Below are 15794 nucleotides of genomic sequence, written 5' to 3' on the forward strand. Positions count from 1 at the left end.
TACTTCAGGTCGTCACTTAAGGGACATCCTCTCGCAAAATGACTGACCCGCAATGAGAAGAGGCGCCACTGGCGCCTCTTTGACTGAACGGCTTGTCTGCTGTTACAGGCTGGCACAAATCTGCCAGAGATCGTACTGGATGGCGGCGGCCGTGACTTCCCGGCCGGCGCCCGGCCCCTGGATGACCAGCGGGTTGGTGCGATAGCTGTCGCTCTCGATGGCGAAGATATTGTCGCACGGCAGCAGGTTGGCAAACGGGTGGTGGGGCTCCAGCGCCTCCAGCCCGACTCGCGCCTTGCCGTCGTGCTCGAAGCGGGCGACGTAACGCAGCACCTTGCCAACCCGGCGCGCCCCCTCGAAGGCGGTCTGGATCGGGTCATCCAGCTCCTTGAGCCTGTCCATGAACTGATCCGTGCTCACCTTGCGCAGGGAGACAGGCACCAGGTTCTCCAGCTCGATGTCGGCGGAGTCGAGCTCGAAGCCCGCCTCTCGCGCCAGGATGAGCAGCTTGCGACGCACATCCTGGCCGGAGAGATCCTCGCGGGGATCCGGCTCGGTCAGGCCGTGCTGCCACGCCTCGTCCACCAGCTCGGAGAAGGGGCGGCTGCCGTCATACTGCTGGAACAGCCAGGAGAGGGTGCCGGAGAAGATGCCGGAGACCCCCTGAATACGGTCGCCGCTCTGGCGCAGCATCTGGATACTGGACTGGATAGGCAGCCCGGCACCGACAGTGGCGTTGTAGCGCCACTGCACCTGATGGTCGCGGCAGGTCTGCTTGATGCGCTGGTAGAACTCGCTGTCGGCGGCGCCGGCAAATTTGTTGGCGGCGATGATGTGAATGCCGAGCTGGGCAAAGTCCGGGTAGTAGCGGCTCACCGTCTCGCTGGCGGTCATGTCCAGCGCAATCAGGGTATCGAATCCGTGCTGCTCCAGCTGGGCCAGCAGCTCGGGCCAGATCAGCGGCTTGGGATTGAAGTTGTCCTGCACCTTGAGCGGATCCAGCCCCTCTTCATCGAGCAGGCCCCCTTCCGAGCTGAACACCCCGTAGAGGGTGAGCGCCAGGTTCAGTTCATGCTCGAGCCGCGCCTTTTCGCGGGCATAGAGGTTCAGCCAGTGGCCGCCGATATTGCCCTTGCCGAACACCACCAGCCCGACCCGGTTCGGGCGGCTGAACAGGGCGCTGTGCAGGGCGATCAGCAGCGGCTCCAGCACCACCTGGCGCAGCACGGCCACCAGGCTCAGGCCATCTTTGGCCACCTGCACGAACTCCAGCGGCTGATCCGCCAGCAGCTGGTAGAAACGGTGACACTGCTCGGCGTTGTCGGTGACGCCGGCCCCCACCAGCGCCACCAGGCTGTAGCCTTCGCGCTGGATAAGACCGGTGAAGCTGCCCTGCAGCTGGAAGTCGCGCAGCAGCTCGAACGCCCCTTGCGCCACCTCGAGGGTGTAGGCGAGGCGCAGGATCCGGCGATCTGGCTGGCGCTGCAGGGTAAGCGGGTTGAGGCGATGGCGGGCCAGATGGGCCTCGATGGTGGCCACCGTCTGCTCATAGTTTGTCTGCGGCAGTACCTTCAGCTCGATGAGAGCGATCTGATCCACCGAGGAGACGATGCGGGCGCCGCCGGAGCGGGGTGCACGGCGCAGGATGTGGGTGCAACCCTCGTCCGGGTTGTAGCTGCAGCGCAGGGTGAGCCGCTGGCGGCTGTCGGCCACCGGCTGCAGGGTGCGCGAGTGCAATACCGAGGAGCCGAGGCGGGCCAGCTCGTTGGCTTCGGCGAGGCTCAGGCGCTCCAGCAGACGCGCCTCCTTCACCCGACGCGGGTCGGCGCTGTAGACCCCGGCCACGTCGCTCCAGATGGTGGTGGATTCGCCGTCCGCCAGCAGGGCCAACAGGCTGGCGCTGTAGTCGGAGCCGTTGCGACCGAGCAGCAGGGAGCGGCCTTCCATGTCGGCGGCGATAAAGCCGGTCACCACGATGCGCCCGGCGTGTTCCGCCAGCCGCGCCTTGAGCAGTTCGCTGGACAGCGCGGTATCCACCTTGACCAGGGCACCATCCTCGGCGCGCAGGAAGCTGCGGGCATCGAGCCAGATGGCCTTGTCGCCGCGACTGGTGAGCAAGGCCGCCAACAGGCGCGCCGACCACACCTCGCCAAAGGCGAGCAGGCCGTTGCGCTCGAAGCGGTCAAACTGTCCCTCCAGGGTCTTGGCGATCAGCTGCATGTCGTCGGCCAGCTGCTGGCTCAGCTCGAGCTGAAGCTCCCCTTCCAGCAGGCCGTCGATCAGGCTCTGCTGATAGGCCTGCAGGGCCGAGATGGCCTCGCCGGCGGCTTCATCGCCGGCTTCGGCCAGCTCCACCAGCTGGATCAGCCGGTTGGTGGTCTTGCCGGCGGCGGAGACCACCACCAGCTCTCGCCCGCCCCCCTGCTGCTCGGCTTGCTGTTCGAGAATGCTGGCGACCCGGCGATAACAGACCGGATCCGCCAGACTGCTGCCACCGAATTTGTGGACGTGACGTCGCTTCAAGCCTGCTTCTGTTGCCACCGCGATCTCTCCTTGTTGCTGCTGTTCCATTACTTCGCCACCTGCTGTGCCTGTGCAAACGCCGCGGCCAGATCGGCCACCAGATCCTCACCGTGTTCGATACCGACCGACAGACGCAGCAGCTGGCTGCTGATGCCTGCCGCCTGCTGGGCGGCCGGGGTCATGGCCCTGTGGGTCATGCTGGCCGGATGGGCTACCAGACTCTCCACCCCGCCGAGGGATTCGGCCACCGAGAAGAGGGTGAGGGCCGCCAGGAAGGCGCGAATGCCCGCCTCATTGCAATCGAGCTCAAAACTTAGCATGGCGCCGAAGCCGGACTGTTGACGGCGCGCAATATCGTGGCCCGGATGGCTCGGCAGGCTGGGGTGATAGATGCGCTTGACCAGCGGCTGCTGCTGCAGGAAGGCGAGGATGCGGTCGGTGTTCTCCTGATGGGCGCGCAACCTGGGAGCCAGGGTGCGCAGACCGCGCAGGGTGAGGTAGGAGTCGAATGCCCCGGAGGTGAGTCCCAGACAGTTGGCCCACCACACCAGGGAGTCGGCCAGCTCGGGATCCTTGGCGATCGCCACCCCGCCCACCACGTCGGAGTGGCCGTTGATGTACTTGGTGGTGGAGTGCACCACCAGGTCGGCCCCCAGCGCCAGCGGCTGTTGCAGCAGCGGCGAGAGGAAGGTGTTGTCCACCGCCACCTTGGCGCCCGCCGCGTGGGACGCCTCGGCGATGGCGGCGATGTCCACCACCCGCAGCAGCGGGTTGGAGGGGGTCTCCACCCACACCAGCGCGGGCTGCTGGGCCAGCGCGGCGGCCAGTGCCGCCGCGTCCCCCTGATCGACGAACTGCACCCGGTAATGGCCCTTGGCCGCCAGGTACTCGAACAGGCGCCAGGTGCCGCCGTAGCAGTCGTGGGGGGCGATCAGCAGATCCCCCGCCTTGAGCAGGGCGGTGGTGACCAGATGGACGGCACCCATGCCGGTGCCGGTCACCACGGCGCCGGCCCCCCCTTCCAGCGCCGCCAGCGCGTCCGCCAGATTGGTGCGGGTCGGGTTGCCTGAGCGGGCATAATCGTATTGACGGGGCTCGCCAAAGTCGGCAAAGGTGTAGTTGCTGGAGAGGTAGATGGGCGGCACCACGGCACCGTGCTGTGTGTCTGTCTCAATCCCGGTGCGTACTGCCAGTGTGGCTTTATGACTCATGATGCTCTCCTTGGCGCCGTGACTGTGCGATCGTTCTGTCTCGATCTTCCGATACAAAGTACCGCCTGGGTGGCCTTGTGGGTCATGTCACTCTCCTTGATGTCTCTTCACACGCTGGCATGCTGTTTCTGCCACGCGTCATCCCGCCATTGCAGGCTCATGGTGAACCACACTACGCCAGCTTAAAAAGGCCGTCAACACTTCTAGACGTCTAAATGGCTTTGCTGTTGGATTGCCATTAAATTCCTTAAGGGTTAAAATCCGCGCTCACGGCTAAATGAGAACAGGTGGATCATGGGTACAGAGTGGAACGGCGACTACGTCAGCCCCTACGCGGAACACGGTAAGAAGAGCGAACAGGTCAAGAAGATTACCGTCTCGATCCCGCTCAAGGTGCTGAAGGTGTTGACCGATGAACGCACCCGTCGCCAGGTGAACAACCTGCGTCATGCGACCAACAGCGAGCTGCTCTGCGAAGCCTTCCTGCACGCCTTCACCGGTCAGCCGCTGCCCTGCGACGAAGATCTGCGCAAGGATCATCCGGACAGCGTCCCTGCCGAGGCGCGTGCCATCATGGAAGCGCTGGGCAAAGAGATCGAAGATTTCGACGCCGAGTAATCCTGCAGCAGATGCCAAACAGCAAACCCCCTTCGATGACGCGGCCCCAGGCCGCGTCATCGCTATCCGCCCCTTTCAGCCTGCGTCGCTACCAGAGCGACGTCTGCAGCCACAGCCACGACCATGCCCAGCTGGTGATCCCCCTCGACGGTCCCATCGAAATCGAGGTACAAGGCCAGGGGCGGCGGCTCGCGCCCGGCTTTGCCTGCATCATCGCCCCCGGTGAGCGGCACGACTACGCCGCCGATCCGGCGCTCTCGTTTCTGGTGCAGGAGAGTCACTGGCTGCCCGGCGAGCTGGGCGCGCGCCCCTTCATCGAGCTGGACCAGGCCCAGCGCCACTACCTCGCCTTCCTGCACCGCATGGTGGCCGAGGGGCGCCATGTGGCCGGCATGGAGCAGGTGTGGCTGGGTCTGCTGGCAGAGGCGCAGCAGGCAGGCTCGCGCGGCCGTGCCCGCCTCGCCCCGCGCATCGGCAAGGTGCAGCGCCATATCGAGGCACATCTCGCCGAGCCCCTCAGCAACGAGCAGCTGGCCGCCATCGCCTGCCTCGGCCAGAGCCAGTTCAAGCACGCCTTCCAGCAGCAGGTGGGGATGAGCGTCTCCCACTACATCCGGACGCGACGCATGGCGCTGGCGCGTACCCTGCTCGCCCACACCGCTCTGCCCGTCGGCGAAATAGCCAGCCGCTGCGGTTACCAGAATCAGGGGGCCTTCGCCGAGCGCTTCCTGGCCGAAACCGGACTGACCCCTTCCCTCTGGCGCCAACAAAACGGCCGCTTGCCGTAACCAGGCGGCCGTTTGCCGAAGACGGCGCAGGTGGTTTCGAGGCATGCTGAGGCTCATGCAAGGTATGGGCAACGAGGAGCCAAGATGCAGACCATAAGCTGGCAGGATTTCGAGATGGTGGAGCTCAGGGTGGGCACCCTGGTGCGGGTCGAGCCCTTCCCCGAGGCGCGCCGCCCGGCCTACAAGGTGTGGGCGGATTTCGGCCCCGAGCTCGGGGTGCGCAAGAGCAGCGCCCAGATCACCGACCTCTATCAACCGGAGGAGCTGGTGGGTCGCCAGATCGTCGCCGTGGTGAACTTCCCCCCCAAGCAGATAGGCCCGATCCAGTCGGAGTTTCTGCTGACCGGCTTCTACCGGCCGGATGGCGCCGTGGTGATCGCCATCCCCGAGCAGGCGGTGGAGAACGGCGCCAAGCTGGGCTGACGCCACCACCGGACCGATACAAGAGAGGCGACCCTGGGGTCGCCTCTCTCTTTCGCGGCTGGTTGCTCGCCGTTACTTCAGCAGGCTGAAGATCAGCGCCGACACCGCCAGCGCGCCGGTCAGCAGGATGAAGCCGTTGGCCCAGCGGTGGCGGAAGCGGGCCAATGCCTCCACCTTGTAGATGGCCACCACCGGCATAATGAACAGGATCATGGCGATCACCGGGCCGGAGAGGGTCTCCATCAGCCCCAGGATCCCTGGGTTGATGATGGCGGCGCCCCAGATGGAGAAGAACATCAGGACGATGCCGAGCCGGTCCGCCTTGGCCAGCGACAGGCCGGTGGGCTTGGCAATCAGGCTTTTCAGGCTCTCGCGGGCACCGAGGAAGTGGCCGAGGAAGGAGGAGCTGATGGCGATGAAGGCGATGAGCGGCCCCAGGGTCACGATCACCGGATTGTCGGTGATGTTGGCGAGATAGGAGAGCACCGAGACGTTCTGGGCCTTGGCCTCGGCCAGCTGGGCCGGCGAGAGGCTCAGCACGCAGGAGAAGACGAAGAACAGCACGAAGCCCACCAGCATGACGGTGGTGTTGCGCAGGATCAGGCTGCTCTTGGCTTCCGCCTGCTCGCCGTACTCCCGGCGCTGCACGTTGGCAAAGCCGGAGATGGCGGCGGCGTGGCTGAAGGCGAACACGGTGACCGGCAGCGCCAGCCAGACGGTGTTGAGGAAGCTGCCGCCCTCCAGGCTGCCCAGCTGCGGCCACTGCCACTGGGGGATCAGGTAGCAGGAGAGCGCCGCCAAGATGGCCGCCAACGGATAGACCATGACGGCAAAGGCGCGCAGCATCGCCTTCTCGCCGGCCAGCATCACGGCGATCATGGCAAACACCAGCAGGCCGGAGAGCATCACCCGGTTCGGGGCATCCATGCCAAGCTGATTGATCATGAAGCTCTCCACCGTGTTGGTCAGCCCGACCCCGTAGATGAGCAGGATCGGGAAGATGGAGAGGAAATAGAGCGCCGAGATGAGGCGGCCGGCCATCTTGCCGAAGTGCTCCTGGGCCACCTCGGTGAAGTCGGCGTGGGGGCGCGACGAGGAGAGCACGAAGCGCGCCAGCCCGCGGTGGGCCAGGAAGGTCATGGGACCGGCCAGCACCGAGACGATGATGAGAGGCCAGATCCCGCCCAGACCCAGGTTGATGGGCAGGAACAGGATGCCGGCGCCGACGGCGGTGCCAAACAGACTGATGACCCAGTGGGTGTCGTGGCGACGCCAGGGGGTGGCGCTGACGGTGGTGGAGCAGGAACCGGACAGCTCCTTGGTGACGTCTACAGATAAACTCATTACTAATTCACTTTTTGTCAGTATTTTAATCTGAGTTCATTGTGGTTTATCGGGATTTAATTCTCAAAAGTCCCCCCTGAAACATATCACTACCATTACGGGCTTCAGCCAGTGAGATTGGGAATGGAATCGGGATCACATAAATGAGTAAAACTGAATATTGTTGAAAACATGAAATTTAAAACCAAATTTTCACTCTTGGTCAATTTTTTATTTTGGCCAAATGATCGTTTGCAGAATTACCTGAAAAATCGTGCCATTCCTCCGCCTTCTCTTGTGATGATTCACTGTCATTCCCACGCTTTGCCAGCGGATATTTCTGTTCATCCACGATGAAACCAGCGGATCACACCAAGCAATCAGGCGGCCATGGGGCCGCCTGATTGCCGTCAATGATGACCTGTTCACCCGCTCAGTGCGCCAGAATGCGGCCCCAGGCGAGATCCGGATCCCCCATCACTATGAAGTCCGGGTTCTCCAGCGACTCCGTCTCGTTGTAGCGCAGCGGCTGCAGCGCCAGGCTGAGGATGCGGCCACCGGCCGCCTCGACGATGCACTGGGCGGCGGCGGTGTCCCACTCGCCGGTGGGGCCGAGCCGCACGTAGCAGTCGGCCGCCCCTTCCGCCACCAGACAGGATTTGAGCGAGCTGGAGCCGAGCGGGATCAGCTCGTAGTTGATGGCCGGGTTGAGGCGACGGGTCAGGTTCTCCAGCTTCTGGCGACGGCTGATGGCCACCACCAGCGAATCGGGCTGATCGTGCTCGTGGTGCATGGCGCTGATGGGATGCACCTCGCCGTTCGCCTCCTTGAAGGCGCCATGACCGCGCACCGCCCAATAGAGCACGTTCGACTCGGGGGCATAGATGACGCCGAGCACCGGCACATTGTCCTGTACCAGGGCGATCAGGGTGGCGAAGTCACCGCTGCCGGCGATAAACTCGCCGGTGCCGTCAAGGGGATCCACCAGCCAGTACTGACGCCAGTTGGCGCGCTGGCTGAAGGGAATGTCGGCCGCCTCTTCGGTCAGCACGGGAACATGGGGAGTGAGCGCCGACAGCGCCTGTTTGAGGTAGGCATCGGCAGCAAGATCGGCACTGGTGACCGGGGTCGCATCCTCCTTCAGCTGACGCTCGAACTGACCGCCGTGATAGATTTCGTGAAGGATCCGGCCCGCTTCGCGCGCGATCTCCTTGACCCCCGGCACCCAGGCCAACAACTCCTGCATCTTGTTATCCTCTGTATTCAAACTGCCCGTCTGCGGGCTACTCTGCCTGCTCCGCCAGCCAGCGTTGGGCCAGCAGCAGCGCACTGATGCTGCGCGACTCGGTAAAGTCGGGTCGCGCCAGCAATTCGTCGATCCGGTTCAGCGGCCAGGGGATCACCTCGAGGGGCTCGGGCTCGTCCCCCACCCGCTGCTCGGGGAAGAGATCCCGCGCCAGCAAGATGTCCATCCGGCTGGAGAAATACCCCGGCGCCAGCGACACCTGCTTGAGCAGGGTCAGGCTGTTGGCGCCAAAGCCCGCCTCCTCCATCAGTTCCCGGTTGCCCGCCTCGAAGGCATCTTCACCCGGGTCGATCAGCCCCTTGGGGAAGCCCAGTTCGTAGGAGTGGGTACCCGCCGCGTACTCGCGCACCAGCAGCAGGGTTTGGGCATCAAACAGCGGCACCACCATGACGGCGCCCCGGTTGCCGCCGCGCATCCGCTCGTAGACCCGCTCCTCGCCGTTGGAAAACTTGAGGTGGAGCGACTCCACCTTGAACAGCCGGCTCTCGGCCACGATCTCGGCCTTGAGGATCTCCGGCTTGCTCTTGTCATGCGCCATGGTGTCGACGCTGAGGTGGACGGGTTTGCGTTGGTGGAGGTCACTCATCGGGGCTGGCTGCTCGTTAAAAAATCGTGTTTCAAGAGTAAACGACTCCCCTCTCGAACACCACGGGGCAAGGGTGGGAAAGCGGCGGGAAAAATCCGTTATAATGCCCGCCCGTTTCGACCCGACCACCGAGGCCCCATGCCGACCCCACTGCCCTGGCACCAGATAGACACTGTCCTGCTCGATATGGATGGCACCCTGATCGATCTCCATTTTGACAACCACCTCTGGCAGCAACTGGTACCCGAGCGCTATGCCGAGCGACTCGGCCTGCCGCTGGCCGAGGCCAGAGTGCAGATCGAGGCGCACTACCAGGCCGTCAGCGGCACCCTCAACTGGTACTGCGTGGATTACTGGAGCGAGACGCTGGGGCTGGACATCCGGGCCCTCAAGCAGGAGATCCTGGCCAAGATCCAGTGGCGGCCCCACGTCATCCCCTTCCTGGCCGCGCTGCGGGCCGCGGGCAAGCAGCTGGTGCTGTTCACCAATGCCCACCCCGCCAGCCTGTCGGTGAAGGATGCCCAGCTGGGATTGGCCGGCCACCTCGATCTGATGGTGAGCACCCACGAACTGGGCTGGTCGAAGGAGAGCCAGCACTGCTGGCAGGCACTGGCCGAGCGGCTGGCGTTCGACCCGGCCCGCACTCTCTTTGTAGATGACAGCGAGCGGATCCTGCGCGCCGCCGCCGATTACGGCATCGGCTATCAGCTCGCCATCCAGAACCCGGACAGTTGCCAGCCCGAGCAGCACATCACCGCCTTCCCGGCGATCCGCGATTACGCCGAGTTATTGCCGCTGGCCGTGTAAGCCATATAAGCCGAGAGGCAGGGGAGCATCTGGGCAACCAGGCACCGCCTTCCCCATCCCTTCCGCGATTATGCCGAGTTGCTGCCGCTGACCGAGTAAGCCAACAGGGGTACAGCACTCACCGAACTGACGGATAAACAAAAGGGCTGCCCAGGCAGCCCTTGTCGATCCCAGGTCGCTCACCCCAGCCACGTCACCAGCCGGTACTGCTTCTTGCCCCGGCGCAGCAGCAGGTAGCGGCCGAACAGCCGGTCGGCCGCCGTCAGTGGCTCATCCCGGCGGATCTCGCCATTGAGGCTGATGGCACCTGCCGCCAGCAGCTCGCGGGCGATCCTCTTCGAGTTGGCCAGACCGCTCTCCACCAGCAGGGTCACCAGATCTGTTTCCCCCTCGATACGCCAGCCCGGCATGCCATCCTGCGCCAGCTGGGCCAGATCGCTCTCGCCAAGGCGGGCCACCTCGCCGCTGAACAGCAATTCGCTGATACGCTGCACCGCCGCCAGCGCCCCCTTGCCGTGTACCAGCTCGGTCAGCTCGTCGGCCAGCACCTGCTGGGCCAGCTTGCGCCCCTGCCGCTTCGCATCCTCCGCCTCCAGCGCCTCAATCTGGGTCAGCGGCATGAAGCTGTAGTAGCGCAGGAAACGGTAGACATCCTCATCCGCCGTGCCGAGCCAGAACTGGTAGAAGGCGTAGGGCGAGGTGAGCGCCGGATCAAGCCAGATAGCGCCCCCTTCGGTCTTGCCGAACTTGGTGCCATCGGCCTTGGTGATGAGCGGCAGTGTCATGCCATAGACCTGGGCCTGATGGAGGCGGCGGGTGAGATCCATGCCGCTGGTGATGTTGCCCCACTGGTCGTTGCCGCCGATCTGCAGGGTGCAACCGAGGCGCTGGTTGAGCACAGCGAAGTCCTGGGATTGCAGCAGGGCGTAGGAGAACTCGGTGAACGAGATACCCTGATCCGGGCGGGCCAGCCGCTGGCGCACCGATTCGCGGGCCAGCATGGCGTTGACCGAGAAGTGCTTGCCGATGTCGCGCAGAAAATCGAGGGCGGACATCTGCCCCATCCAGTCGGCGTTGTTGACCAGCAGCGGCGCCGCCAGCCCTTCGCTGGCCGGCAGCAGCGCTTTTATCTGGGCCGACAGGCTGGCCACCCAGCCCTGCACCGTCTCGGCGCTGTTGAGGTTGCGCTCGGTCGCCTTGAAGCTGGGATCGCCGATAAGACCGGTGGCACCGCCCACCAGCGCCACCGGGGTGTGGCCCGCCAGCTGGAAGCGGCGCAGCATCAACAGCGGCACCAGATGGCCGATGTGCAGGCTGCCGGCGGTGGGATCGAACCCGCAATAGACGGTGCGCGGGGTGGCAAGATGGTCGGCCAGCGCCACCGGGTCGGAATTCTGGGCCACCAGGCCGCGTCGGGTCAGCTCATCGAGCAGGTGGGGGTTGATCATGGGGTCTCCAACAACAGGGGGAAAAGCCCACATCCTCGCCGCTCTGACTCGCCCCGAATATGTCCCCCAGGGGACAGTTTTGCCACTCTCGTGCTAGCATTCGTCCATTGTGGGAAGCCTGCCCGCCACCCGGAAGCCATCGCCATGACCCAACCCCTCACCGCAGATTCGCTGACCGCGAACCTCACCGCCGTCGTCGATGCCCTGCACGGCAGCGCCTTTCCGGCGGCGCTGGTGCGCCTGATCCAGCAACAGGTGGCGTTCGACTGCGCCCTGCTGCTCGGGGTGGGGCTGCGCCCCGTCTACCTCTACGACAACCTGCACCATCAGCGGGCCCTGCTGTTCGATCGCTATCTCACCCGCCACTTCAGTCAGGATCCCTTTATGCAGGCGCTGGAACAGGGTCTGGGGGCCGGGGTCTGGACGCTGGCACAGGTGTCGCGCGGGCGGCTCGATCCCGAGTATCGCCACCACTTCTATCAGGCCACCGGCTGGCAGGAGGAGGTGGGGCTGATCCTGCCGGTGCGCGGCGGCCTCACCCTGATGCTGTTTCTGGGGCGGCTCGACAAGCGCAGCTCCCTCAGCCGTGACGAGCTGGCCCGACTGGAGGCGCTGTTTCCACTGGTCCATTCGCTGTGCCGCCAGCACTGGCGGGAGGAAGCCGCCCTGCTGGCCCAGAGCCCGGCGCTACCGGGTGGCAACGACCTCAAGGCGACGGTGGAGCAGGCCATCGCCAGCGTGGGGGGCGCGAGCCTCACCCGTCGCGAGCGTCAGGTGGCGGGATTGCTGTTGCAGGGGCTCGACACCGAGGCGATTGCCGCGGAGCTCGGCATCGGCAGCGGCACGGTGAAGAATCATCGCAAGCACCTCTACGCCAAGCTGCACCTGCGCTCGCGGGCCGAGCTGTTCCGCTTCTTCCTCAATCACCTCATCACGGCGCCAGCCGGCACCACCCCATAACGACACCACCCCGCCGGGGCGGGGTGGTGTTGATGTTTGCCAGATCAGACAGCAAGGCCGTCAGATGCGGCCCTGGTAGCGCAGCGGGAAGCGCCCCTGACCGTCGGGCTGGCCGAGGAAGGGCAGCCCCTGCTTCATCTGCTCCGGCAGCTCGGGCCCGGGTTTGAGGGTGCCCTGGAACAGGTACTGGCGATTGGCCTGCAGCTCCAGCTTGCCCTGCACCTGCACCGCCTCCGAGCCCTGCTTGAGCTCGGCCACCAGCCGGGAGTCGATGCAGGTCAGCTTGATCTCGGGATCCCCCAGCACCAGCTTGCCGGCCGGGGTATCGGCATCGGCCCCGTACCAGTAGAGGTTGCCATAGAGGTTGTCGCACCAGGGGTTGCCTTGGGCAACCTGATCGAGCTTGAGCTGCAGCTGGCCAGCCACCGTCACCGGCACGGGCACGGGCAGTTGCATCGGCACCCGTGCCAGCAGCCAGGGGGCCGGCACGTTGAGGGTGATGTCGCGGCCAAAGGCGGCGCCGCTCCAGCCAACCACCCCCTGCCCGTTGAGGCCGCTGCGCTCGCCAAAGCGCAGGGACACCTCAGGGGCAAAGCGCAGCAGCGACCAGCCGTTGAGCTCCCAGCGCAGCTGGGTCAGCGACTCGCTGGCGTATTGCAGGCGGGCAACCTGGCCGCTCCAGAGAGTGCCGCTCACCCCTTCCAGCTGTACCAGGGGCGGCAGCGGCAGGTAGCGCACCACCAGAGACGCCGGCAGCTTGGCCAGCAGGAAAACCAGATAGGCCGCCAGAAACAGCACGGCAATCAGCACTCTTTGCTTCATAGAAAACGACTCGACTGCAAACGCCCGATCAGGCGCGGGGCCCTGCTCGGGACGCGTTGTTTCATTGGGGACGGCTCAGCTGCAAGCGGCGCACCTTGACCAGACCGGGCGCCAGATTCTCGCGGGCCACCTCGATCACCTGCACCTGCACGCCATGGCGATCCGCCAGGGTCGCCAGCCAGATCAGCAGGTCATCGAACGCCACCGTGTCGATCCACACCTGCAGCTCCTGGCCCTGGGGCTGCAACCGGGCAATCTTGATCTTCTGGTTGAAGGCAGTGCGGTTGACCACCCCTTCCAGGGTGCCGCTGGTATCGAGCTGGCGGCCCTGGCCACCCTGCAGCGCCAGCACCTCTTCACCCTTCTCTTTCAGCCAGGCGAGGGTCTGCTGCTGGCTCAATACCTGCCGCTCGCGCTCGTCGATGCGATTGCCGATGGGCTGCCAGATGACCCAGTAGCAGAAGCCGATCAACAGCACGCTGCCGCCCACCGCCACCAGCCGCTGCTCGCGGGCGCTGATGCCGCGCCACCAGCCTTGTAGTTTGTCCATCATGATGATTTACCCTTCAGCACCAGTGCCCCTTCAACCTTGCCTTCGGTGCTGCGCACCTCCCCCTGCTGCACGTCGAAGCGCTTGCCGGCCAGCTCGCGAAAACGCTCGATCTCGGCAAAGCCGGGAGCCGTCACCTGCAACCTGAGCTCGCCGCGAGCCGCGTCGAAACGCAGCACCTCGGGCTTGAGGCCGGGTACTTCGGCAAAGGTGGGCGCCAGCTCGGTCAGCACCATCAACACCCCGTCCTGCGGCGTCTGCCCCAGCTGCTGGAGGTGCTGGGTCATCTGGCTGCGCACGTTGACGATGCGGCTCTCCCCCGGGAAGATCCGGGTGTAGACCTGCCGGATCTCCGCCTTGAGCGCCTTGTCCTGCTCCGTCAGCTGATAGAGCTGCACGCCGCGCTGGGCGAACGCCACCACCAGCAGCGCCCCGGCCACCACCGCCACCTTGCGCCACTGCTGCCAGTAGCGGGAGTATTCGGTCTGCGGTCGGTAGGGGCCCTGCAGCAGGTTGGCCTGACTGGCGAGTGCGCCCCGGGCCAGCAGCAGCATGGGCAGCTCGGGATCGGCCGCCTGCCAGCTGGCCGCCGCAATGGCCGGCGGCGGGGTATGGCTGTGAATGGTCACCGGCGCCGGCTCCGCCGCCAGCAGCATGGCCAGCAGCGGCTCGTCGGCGACGATGCCCTGACAGGGGCCCTGGCGCAGCAGCCACTCCTTGCCCAGTTGCAGCGCCGACCAGCCCTCGCTCGCCTGCGGCAGCGCCAGCACGTCCGGCAGCAGTTGCCGACTCTTGAGACCGGCCTGCTCCAGCCAGCCGAGCCAGGTCTGCATCTTCTCCTTGTCGACCGCCATCAGGTCCACCTCGTGCCCCTGATGACCCAGCACCACCAGGTGCAGCTCATCCACGTCGGAGGCGATTTGCTCCTCCAGCAGATAGGGCAAGGCGGCCGCGGACTGGCGGCTGTATTTGCCCGGCAGGCTCACCCGCCGGAAGATAAGATCGCTGCCGGGCACCAGCACCACCGCCGGACGGCCACCGGCCCGCTCCTGCAGCTCGCCAAGGGCATGGGCCGAGGCCAGGGTACCGGAGGCGATCACCTCCTCTTCCCCGCCCGACCACACCAGCCACTCGACCGGCTGCTGCGCATTGGTCCCCAGACGGATGACCAGACTCTCGCTCACTAATGTCTCTCCTGCCATGCCCGCTCGCATCCCTCGGGATGGGCGGGCGCGCAGCCATGGGCTGCAGTCCAATCGGGGGATGGCGCGGGCCGGCCAACGGCCGTCGCCCGCCTCCCTTGTTATTCGGCGCCGCCGTTCAGACGGCGCAGCATCACCAGCTTGTTGTCCTTGCCGCGCACGAAGACGCTCTCCAGCCGGGCGCGGGTGTCACCCACCTCGGCAATCAGCCTGGCCTCGAAATAGCTGCTCTTGACGTCCAGCGCCGCATCCAGCCCCTGGATGTTGCTCACCTGCACCGGCATCTGGTCCGTCATCTCCTTCTTGTTCTTCCACCCCTTCTGGGGGCGGCTGGTCAACACCCGCTTGGCATCGTCCAGCCCCACCTTGTCCAGATAGAGCGCCACCAGCAGAGCCGACTGCTCCGGCCGGATGGTGTTGACGTTCACCACCAGCTTGTCGTTGGGCAGGGTGCACACATAGGGTGCCAGCCGGGCGTACAGCTTGGCGCTCACCCCGCGCACTGCCCGCAGCTCGTCGGTGCCGAGCATCCACTGGTTGGCGGTCAGATAAGGGGGGGTGAGCCCTTCGTAATAGGCATCCTCGGCGCCGTAGCTCGACACCAGCACGGTATCCTTGTCGGTCCAGTCGCGGATGGCATCGGTCAGCTGCACCGCCTCGTAATCTTCCACCTCGAGCTGCTTGAGCAGCGCCTTGAACACCTTGACCGGATAGGGCTGCTTCTCCAGATCGTCGCCGCTGATCCCGTCCTTCAACGGCACGCTCAGGCTGTTGAGGTTGAAGCAGGATTGCAGATCCCGCACCCGGCCGGTGAGCTTGCCGTCATCCACCGGGAAGACCGCATCCTGGCGTGCCCAGTTCTGCCCCAGGCTGACCACGTTGGGGTCGTCCTTGAAATCCTGGGCCAGCACCTTGCTCACCAGTGCCTCCGCCGACATGGCATACCACCAGGCCTGCTTGCCGGCGGTGAGGTTGGCGGTGCGGCGCAGCTCCAGCTGCAGGCGGCCACTCATGTTGCTGGCGATGATCACCATCACCGACAGGATGAGAAGCACCACCAGCAGGGCCATGCCCCCCTGGCGGCCCGGTGTGGTGCGGGATCGGCCCCGGCTACGCTTAATTGCCATTGTCCGCTCGCTGGCCGCCAGCGCCGATCAGGAACTGGCGACGTAGAATAGTGCCGTCATCCTCCGTGACGGACAGGGGAAAATGACGATCAGTTACCAT

General features: G+C 65.2%; 16 protein-coding genes. 5 read left to right on the top strand and 11 right to left on the bottom strand.

What is annotated here, in order from left to right; translation table 11 throughout:
* Positions 1-102 precede the first annotated feature (102 nt).
* Positions 103-2571, bottom strand: a complete 2469-nt coding sequence (locus tag QLG02_RS17660) for a bifunctional aspartate kinase/homoserine dehydrogenase II (RefSeq protein ID WP_077096408.1) — start codon at positions 2569-2571, stop codon at positions 103-105.
* Positions 2571-3734 carry a cystathionine gamma-synthase gene (metB, locus tag QLG02_RS17665; protein WP_282465766.1) on the bottom strand — a complete coding sequence of 388 codons (1164 nt, stop codon included), beginning with the start codon at positions 3732-3734 and terminating at the stop codon, positions 2571-2573. The genes QLG02_RS17660 and metB overlap by 1 nt, the downstream gene beginning before the upstream one ends.
* A gap of 294 nt (positions 3735-4028) precedes the next feature.
* Between metB and metJ the strand changes: the two genes are divergently transcribed.
* The 3 genes from metJ (at position 4029) to QLG02_RS17680 (ending at position 5563) form a co-directional block, all read left to right on the top strand.
* Entirely contained in the window at positions 4029-4352 is a 324-nt protein-coding gene (gene metJ, locus QLG02_RS17670; protein WP_005308521.1) for a met regulon transcriptional regulator MetJ, read from the top strand.
* 35 nt (positions 4353-4387) lie between these two features.
* Entirely contained in the window at positions 4388-5140 is a 753-nt protein-coding gene (locus QLG02_RS17675) for an AraC family transcriptional regulator (RefSeq protein WP_282465767.1), read from the top strand.
* Positions 5141-5224: 84 nt separating this feature from the next.
* On the top strand, positions 5225-5563 hold the full coding sequence (locus QLG02_RS17680) for a tRNA-binding protein (protein ID WP_017787457.1): 339 nt from the start codon (positions 5225-5227) through the stop codon (positions 5561-5563).
* A gap of 72 nt (positions 5564-5635) precedes the next feature.
* On the opposite strand, the gene QLG02_RS17685 is transcribed toward QLG02_RS17680, so the two are convergent.
* From QLG02_RS17685 to nudE, 4 genes are all read right to left on the bottom strand, one after another.
* Complete coding sequence (locus tag QLG02_RS17685) at positions 5636-6907, bottom strand: aromatic amino acid transport family protein (protein ID WP_158198076.1); 1272 nt, start codon at positions 6905-6907, stop codon at positions 5636-5638.
* 202 nt (positions 6908-7109) lie between these two features.
* Positions 7110-7238: a hypothetical protein gene (locus tag QLG02_RS17690; protein ID WP_265095295.1), complete on the bottom strand. Its 129-nt coding sequence runs from the start codon at positions 7236-7238 to the stop codon at positions 7110-7112.
* Positions 7239-7319: 81 nt separating this feature from the next.
* Positions 7320-8132, bottom strand: a complete 813-nt coding sequence (gene cysQ / locus QLG02_RS17695; protein ID WP_253627058.1) for a 3'(2'),5'-bisphosphate nucleotidase CysQ — start codon at positions 8130-8132, stop codon at positions 7320-7322.
* Between the two features lie 37 nt (positions 8133-8169).
* Positions 8170-8778 carry an ADP compounds hydrolase NudE gene (gene nudE / locus QLG02_RS17700; protein WP_017408954.1) on the bottom strand — a complete coding sequence of 203 codons (609 nt, stop codon included), beginning with the start codon at positions 8776-8778 and terminating at the stop codon, positions 8170-8172.
* Between the two features lie 138 nt (positions 8779-8916).
* Between nudE and yrfG the strand changes: the two genes are divergently transcribed.
* A complete protein-coding gene (gene yrfG, locus QLG02_RS17705; RefSeq protein WP_101149822.1) occupies positions 8917-9585 on the top strand; it encodes a GMP/IMP nucleotidase in 669 nt (222 codons plus the stop codon).
* 179 nt (positions 9586-9764) lie between these two features.
* Here the strand turns inward: yrfG and tyrS are convergent, their stop codons facing one another.
* Positions 9765-11033 (bottom strand): tyrosine--tRNA ligase, encoded by a 1269-nt coding sequence (gene tyrS / locus QLG02_RS17710; RefSeq protein WP_039215360.1) that lies wholly within the window; start codon positions 11031-11033, stop codon positions 9765-9767.
* A gap of 144 nt (positions 11034-11177) precedes the next feature.
* Between tyrS and QLG02_RS17715 the strand changes: the two genes are divergently transcribed.
* The gene (locus QLG02_RS17715) at positions 11178-11993 is read left to right on the top strand and encodes a helix-turn-helix transcriptional regulator (RefSeq protein ID WP_282465768.1); all 816 of its coding nucleotides are present in this window, start codon (positions 11178-11180) and stop codon (positions 11991-11993) included.
* A gap of 60 nt (positions 11994-12053) precedes the next feature.
* Here the strand turns inward: QLG02_RS17715 and exeN are convergent, their stop codons facing one another.
* The 4 genes from exeN to exeK form a co-directional block, all read right to left on the bottom strand.
* Positions 12054-12815 carry a GspN family type II secretion system protein ExeN gene (exeN, locus tag QLG02_RS17720; RefSeq protein WP_171282066.1) on the bottom strand — a complete coding sequence of 254 codons (762 nt, stop codon included), beginning with the start codon at positions 12813-12815 and terminating at the stop codon, positions 12054-12056.
* Positions 12816-12876: 61 nt separating this feature from the next.
* A complete protein-coding gene (gene exeM / locus QLG02_RS17725; RefSeq protein ID WP_016349344.1) occupies positions 12877-13368 on the bottom strand; it encodes a GspM family type II secretion system protein ExeM in 492 nt (163 codons plus the stop codon).
* Positions 13365-14549 carry a GspL family type II secretion system protein ExeL gene (gene exeL, locus QLG02_RS17730; RefSeq protein WP_085734263.1) on the bottom strand — a complete coding sequence of 395 codons (1185 nt, stop codon included), beginning with the start codon at positions 14547-14549 and terminating at the stop codon, positions 13365-13367. The genes exeM and exeL overlap by 4 nt, the downstream gene beginning before the upstream one ends.
* A 119-nt stretch (positions 14550-14668) precedes the next feature.
* Positions 14669-15694, bottom strand: a complete 1026-nt coding sequence (gene exeK, locus QLG02_RS17735) for a GspK family T2SS minor pseudopilin variant ExeK (protein WP_282465769.1) — start codon at positions 15692-15694, stop codon at positions 14669-14671.
* Between the last annotated feature and the right edge of the window lie 100 nt (positions 15695-15794).

This window comes from Aeromonas sp. V90_14, assembly GCF_029967615.1.
Taxonomy (GTDB): domain Bacteria; phylum Pseudomonadota; class Gammaproteobacteria; order Enterobacterales; family Aeromonadaceae; genus Aeromonas; species Aeromonas hydrophila.

Excerpts from the sequence above, each read along its gene's own strand:
- QLG02_RS17660 (WP_077096408.1), bottom strand. The coding sequence starts at position 2,571 with ATGGAACAGCAGCAACAAGGAGAGATCGCGGTGGCAACAGAAGCAGGC.
- metB (WP_282465766.1), bottom strand. The coding sequence starts at position 3,734 with ATGAGTCATAAAGCCACACTGGCAGTACGCACCGGGATTGAGACAGAC.
- metJ (WP_005308521.1), top strand. The coding sequence starts at position 4,029 with ATGGGTACAGAGTGGAACGGCGACTACGTCAGCCCCTACGCGGAACAC.
- QLG02_RS17675 (WP_282465767.1), top strand. The coding sequence starts at position 4,388 with ATGACGCGGCCCCAGGCCGCGTCATCGCTATCCGCCCCTTTCAGCCTG.
- QLG02_RS17680 (WP_017787457.1), top strand. The coding sequence starts at position 5,225 with ATGCAGACCATAAGCTGGCAGGATTTCGAGATGGTGGAGCTCAGGGTG.
- QLG02_RS17685 (WP_158198076.1), bottom strand. The coding sequence starts at position 6,907 with ATGAGTTTATCTGTAGACGTCACCAAGGAGCTGTCCGGTTCCTGCTCC.
- cysQ (WP_253627058.1), bottom strand. The coding sequence starts at position 8,132 with ATGCAGGAGTTGTTGGCCTGGGTGCCGGGGGTCAAGGAGATCGCGCGC.
- nudE (WP_017408954.1), bottom strand. The coding sequence starts at position 8,778 with ATGAGTGACCTCCACCAACGCAAACCCGTCCACCTCAGCGTCGACACC.
- yrfG (WP_101149822.1), top strand. The coding sequence starts at position 8,917 with ATGCCGACCCCACTGCCCTGGCACCAGATAGACACTGTCCTGCTCGAT.
- tyrS (WP_039215360.1), bottom strand. The coding sequence starts at position 11,033 with ATGATCAACCCCCACCTGCTCGATGAGCTGACCCGACGCGGCCTGGTG.
- QLG02_RS17715 (WP_282465768.1), top strand. The coding sequence starts at position 11,178 with ATGACCCAACCCCTCACCGCAGATTCGCTGACCGCGAACCTCACCGCC.
- exeN (WP_171282066.1), bottom strand. The coding sequence starts at position 12,815 with ATGAAGCAAAGAGTGCTGATTGCCGTGCTGTTTCTGGCGGCCTATCTG.
- exeM (WP_016349344.1), bottom strand. The coding sequence starts at position 13,368 with ATGATGGACAAACTACAAGGCTGGTGGCGCGGCATCAGCGCCCGCGAG.
- exeK (WP_282465769.1), bottom strand. The coding sequence starts at position 15,694 with ATGGCAATTAAGCGTAGCCGGGGCCGATCCCGCACCACACCGGGCCGC.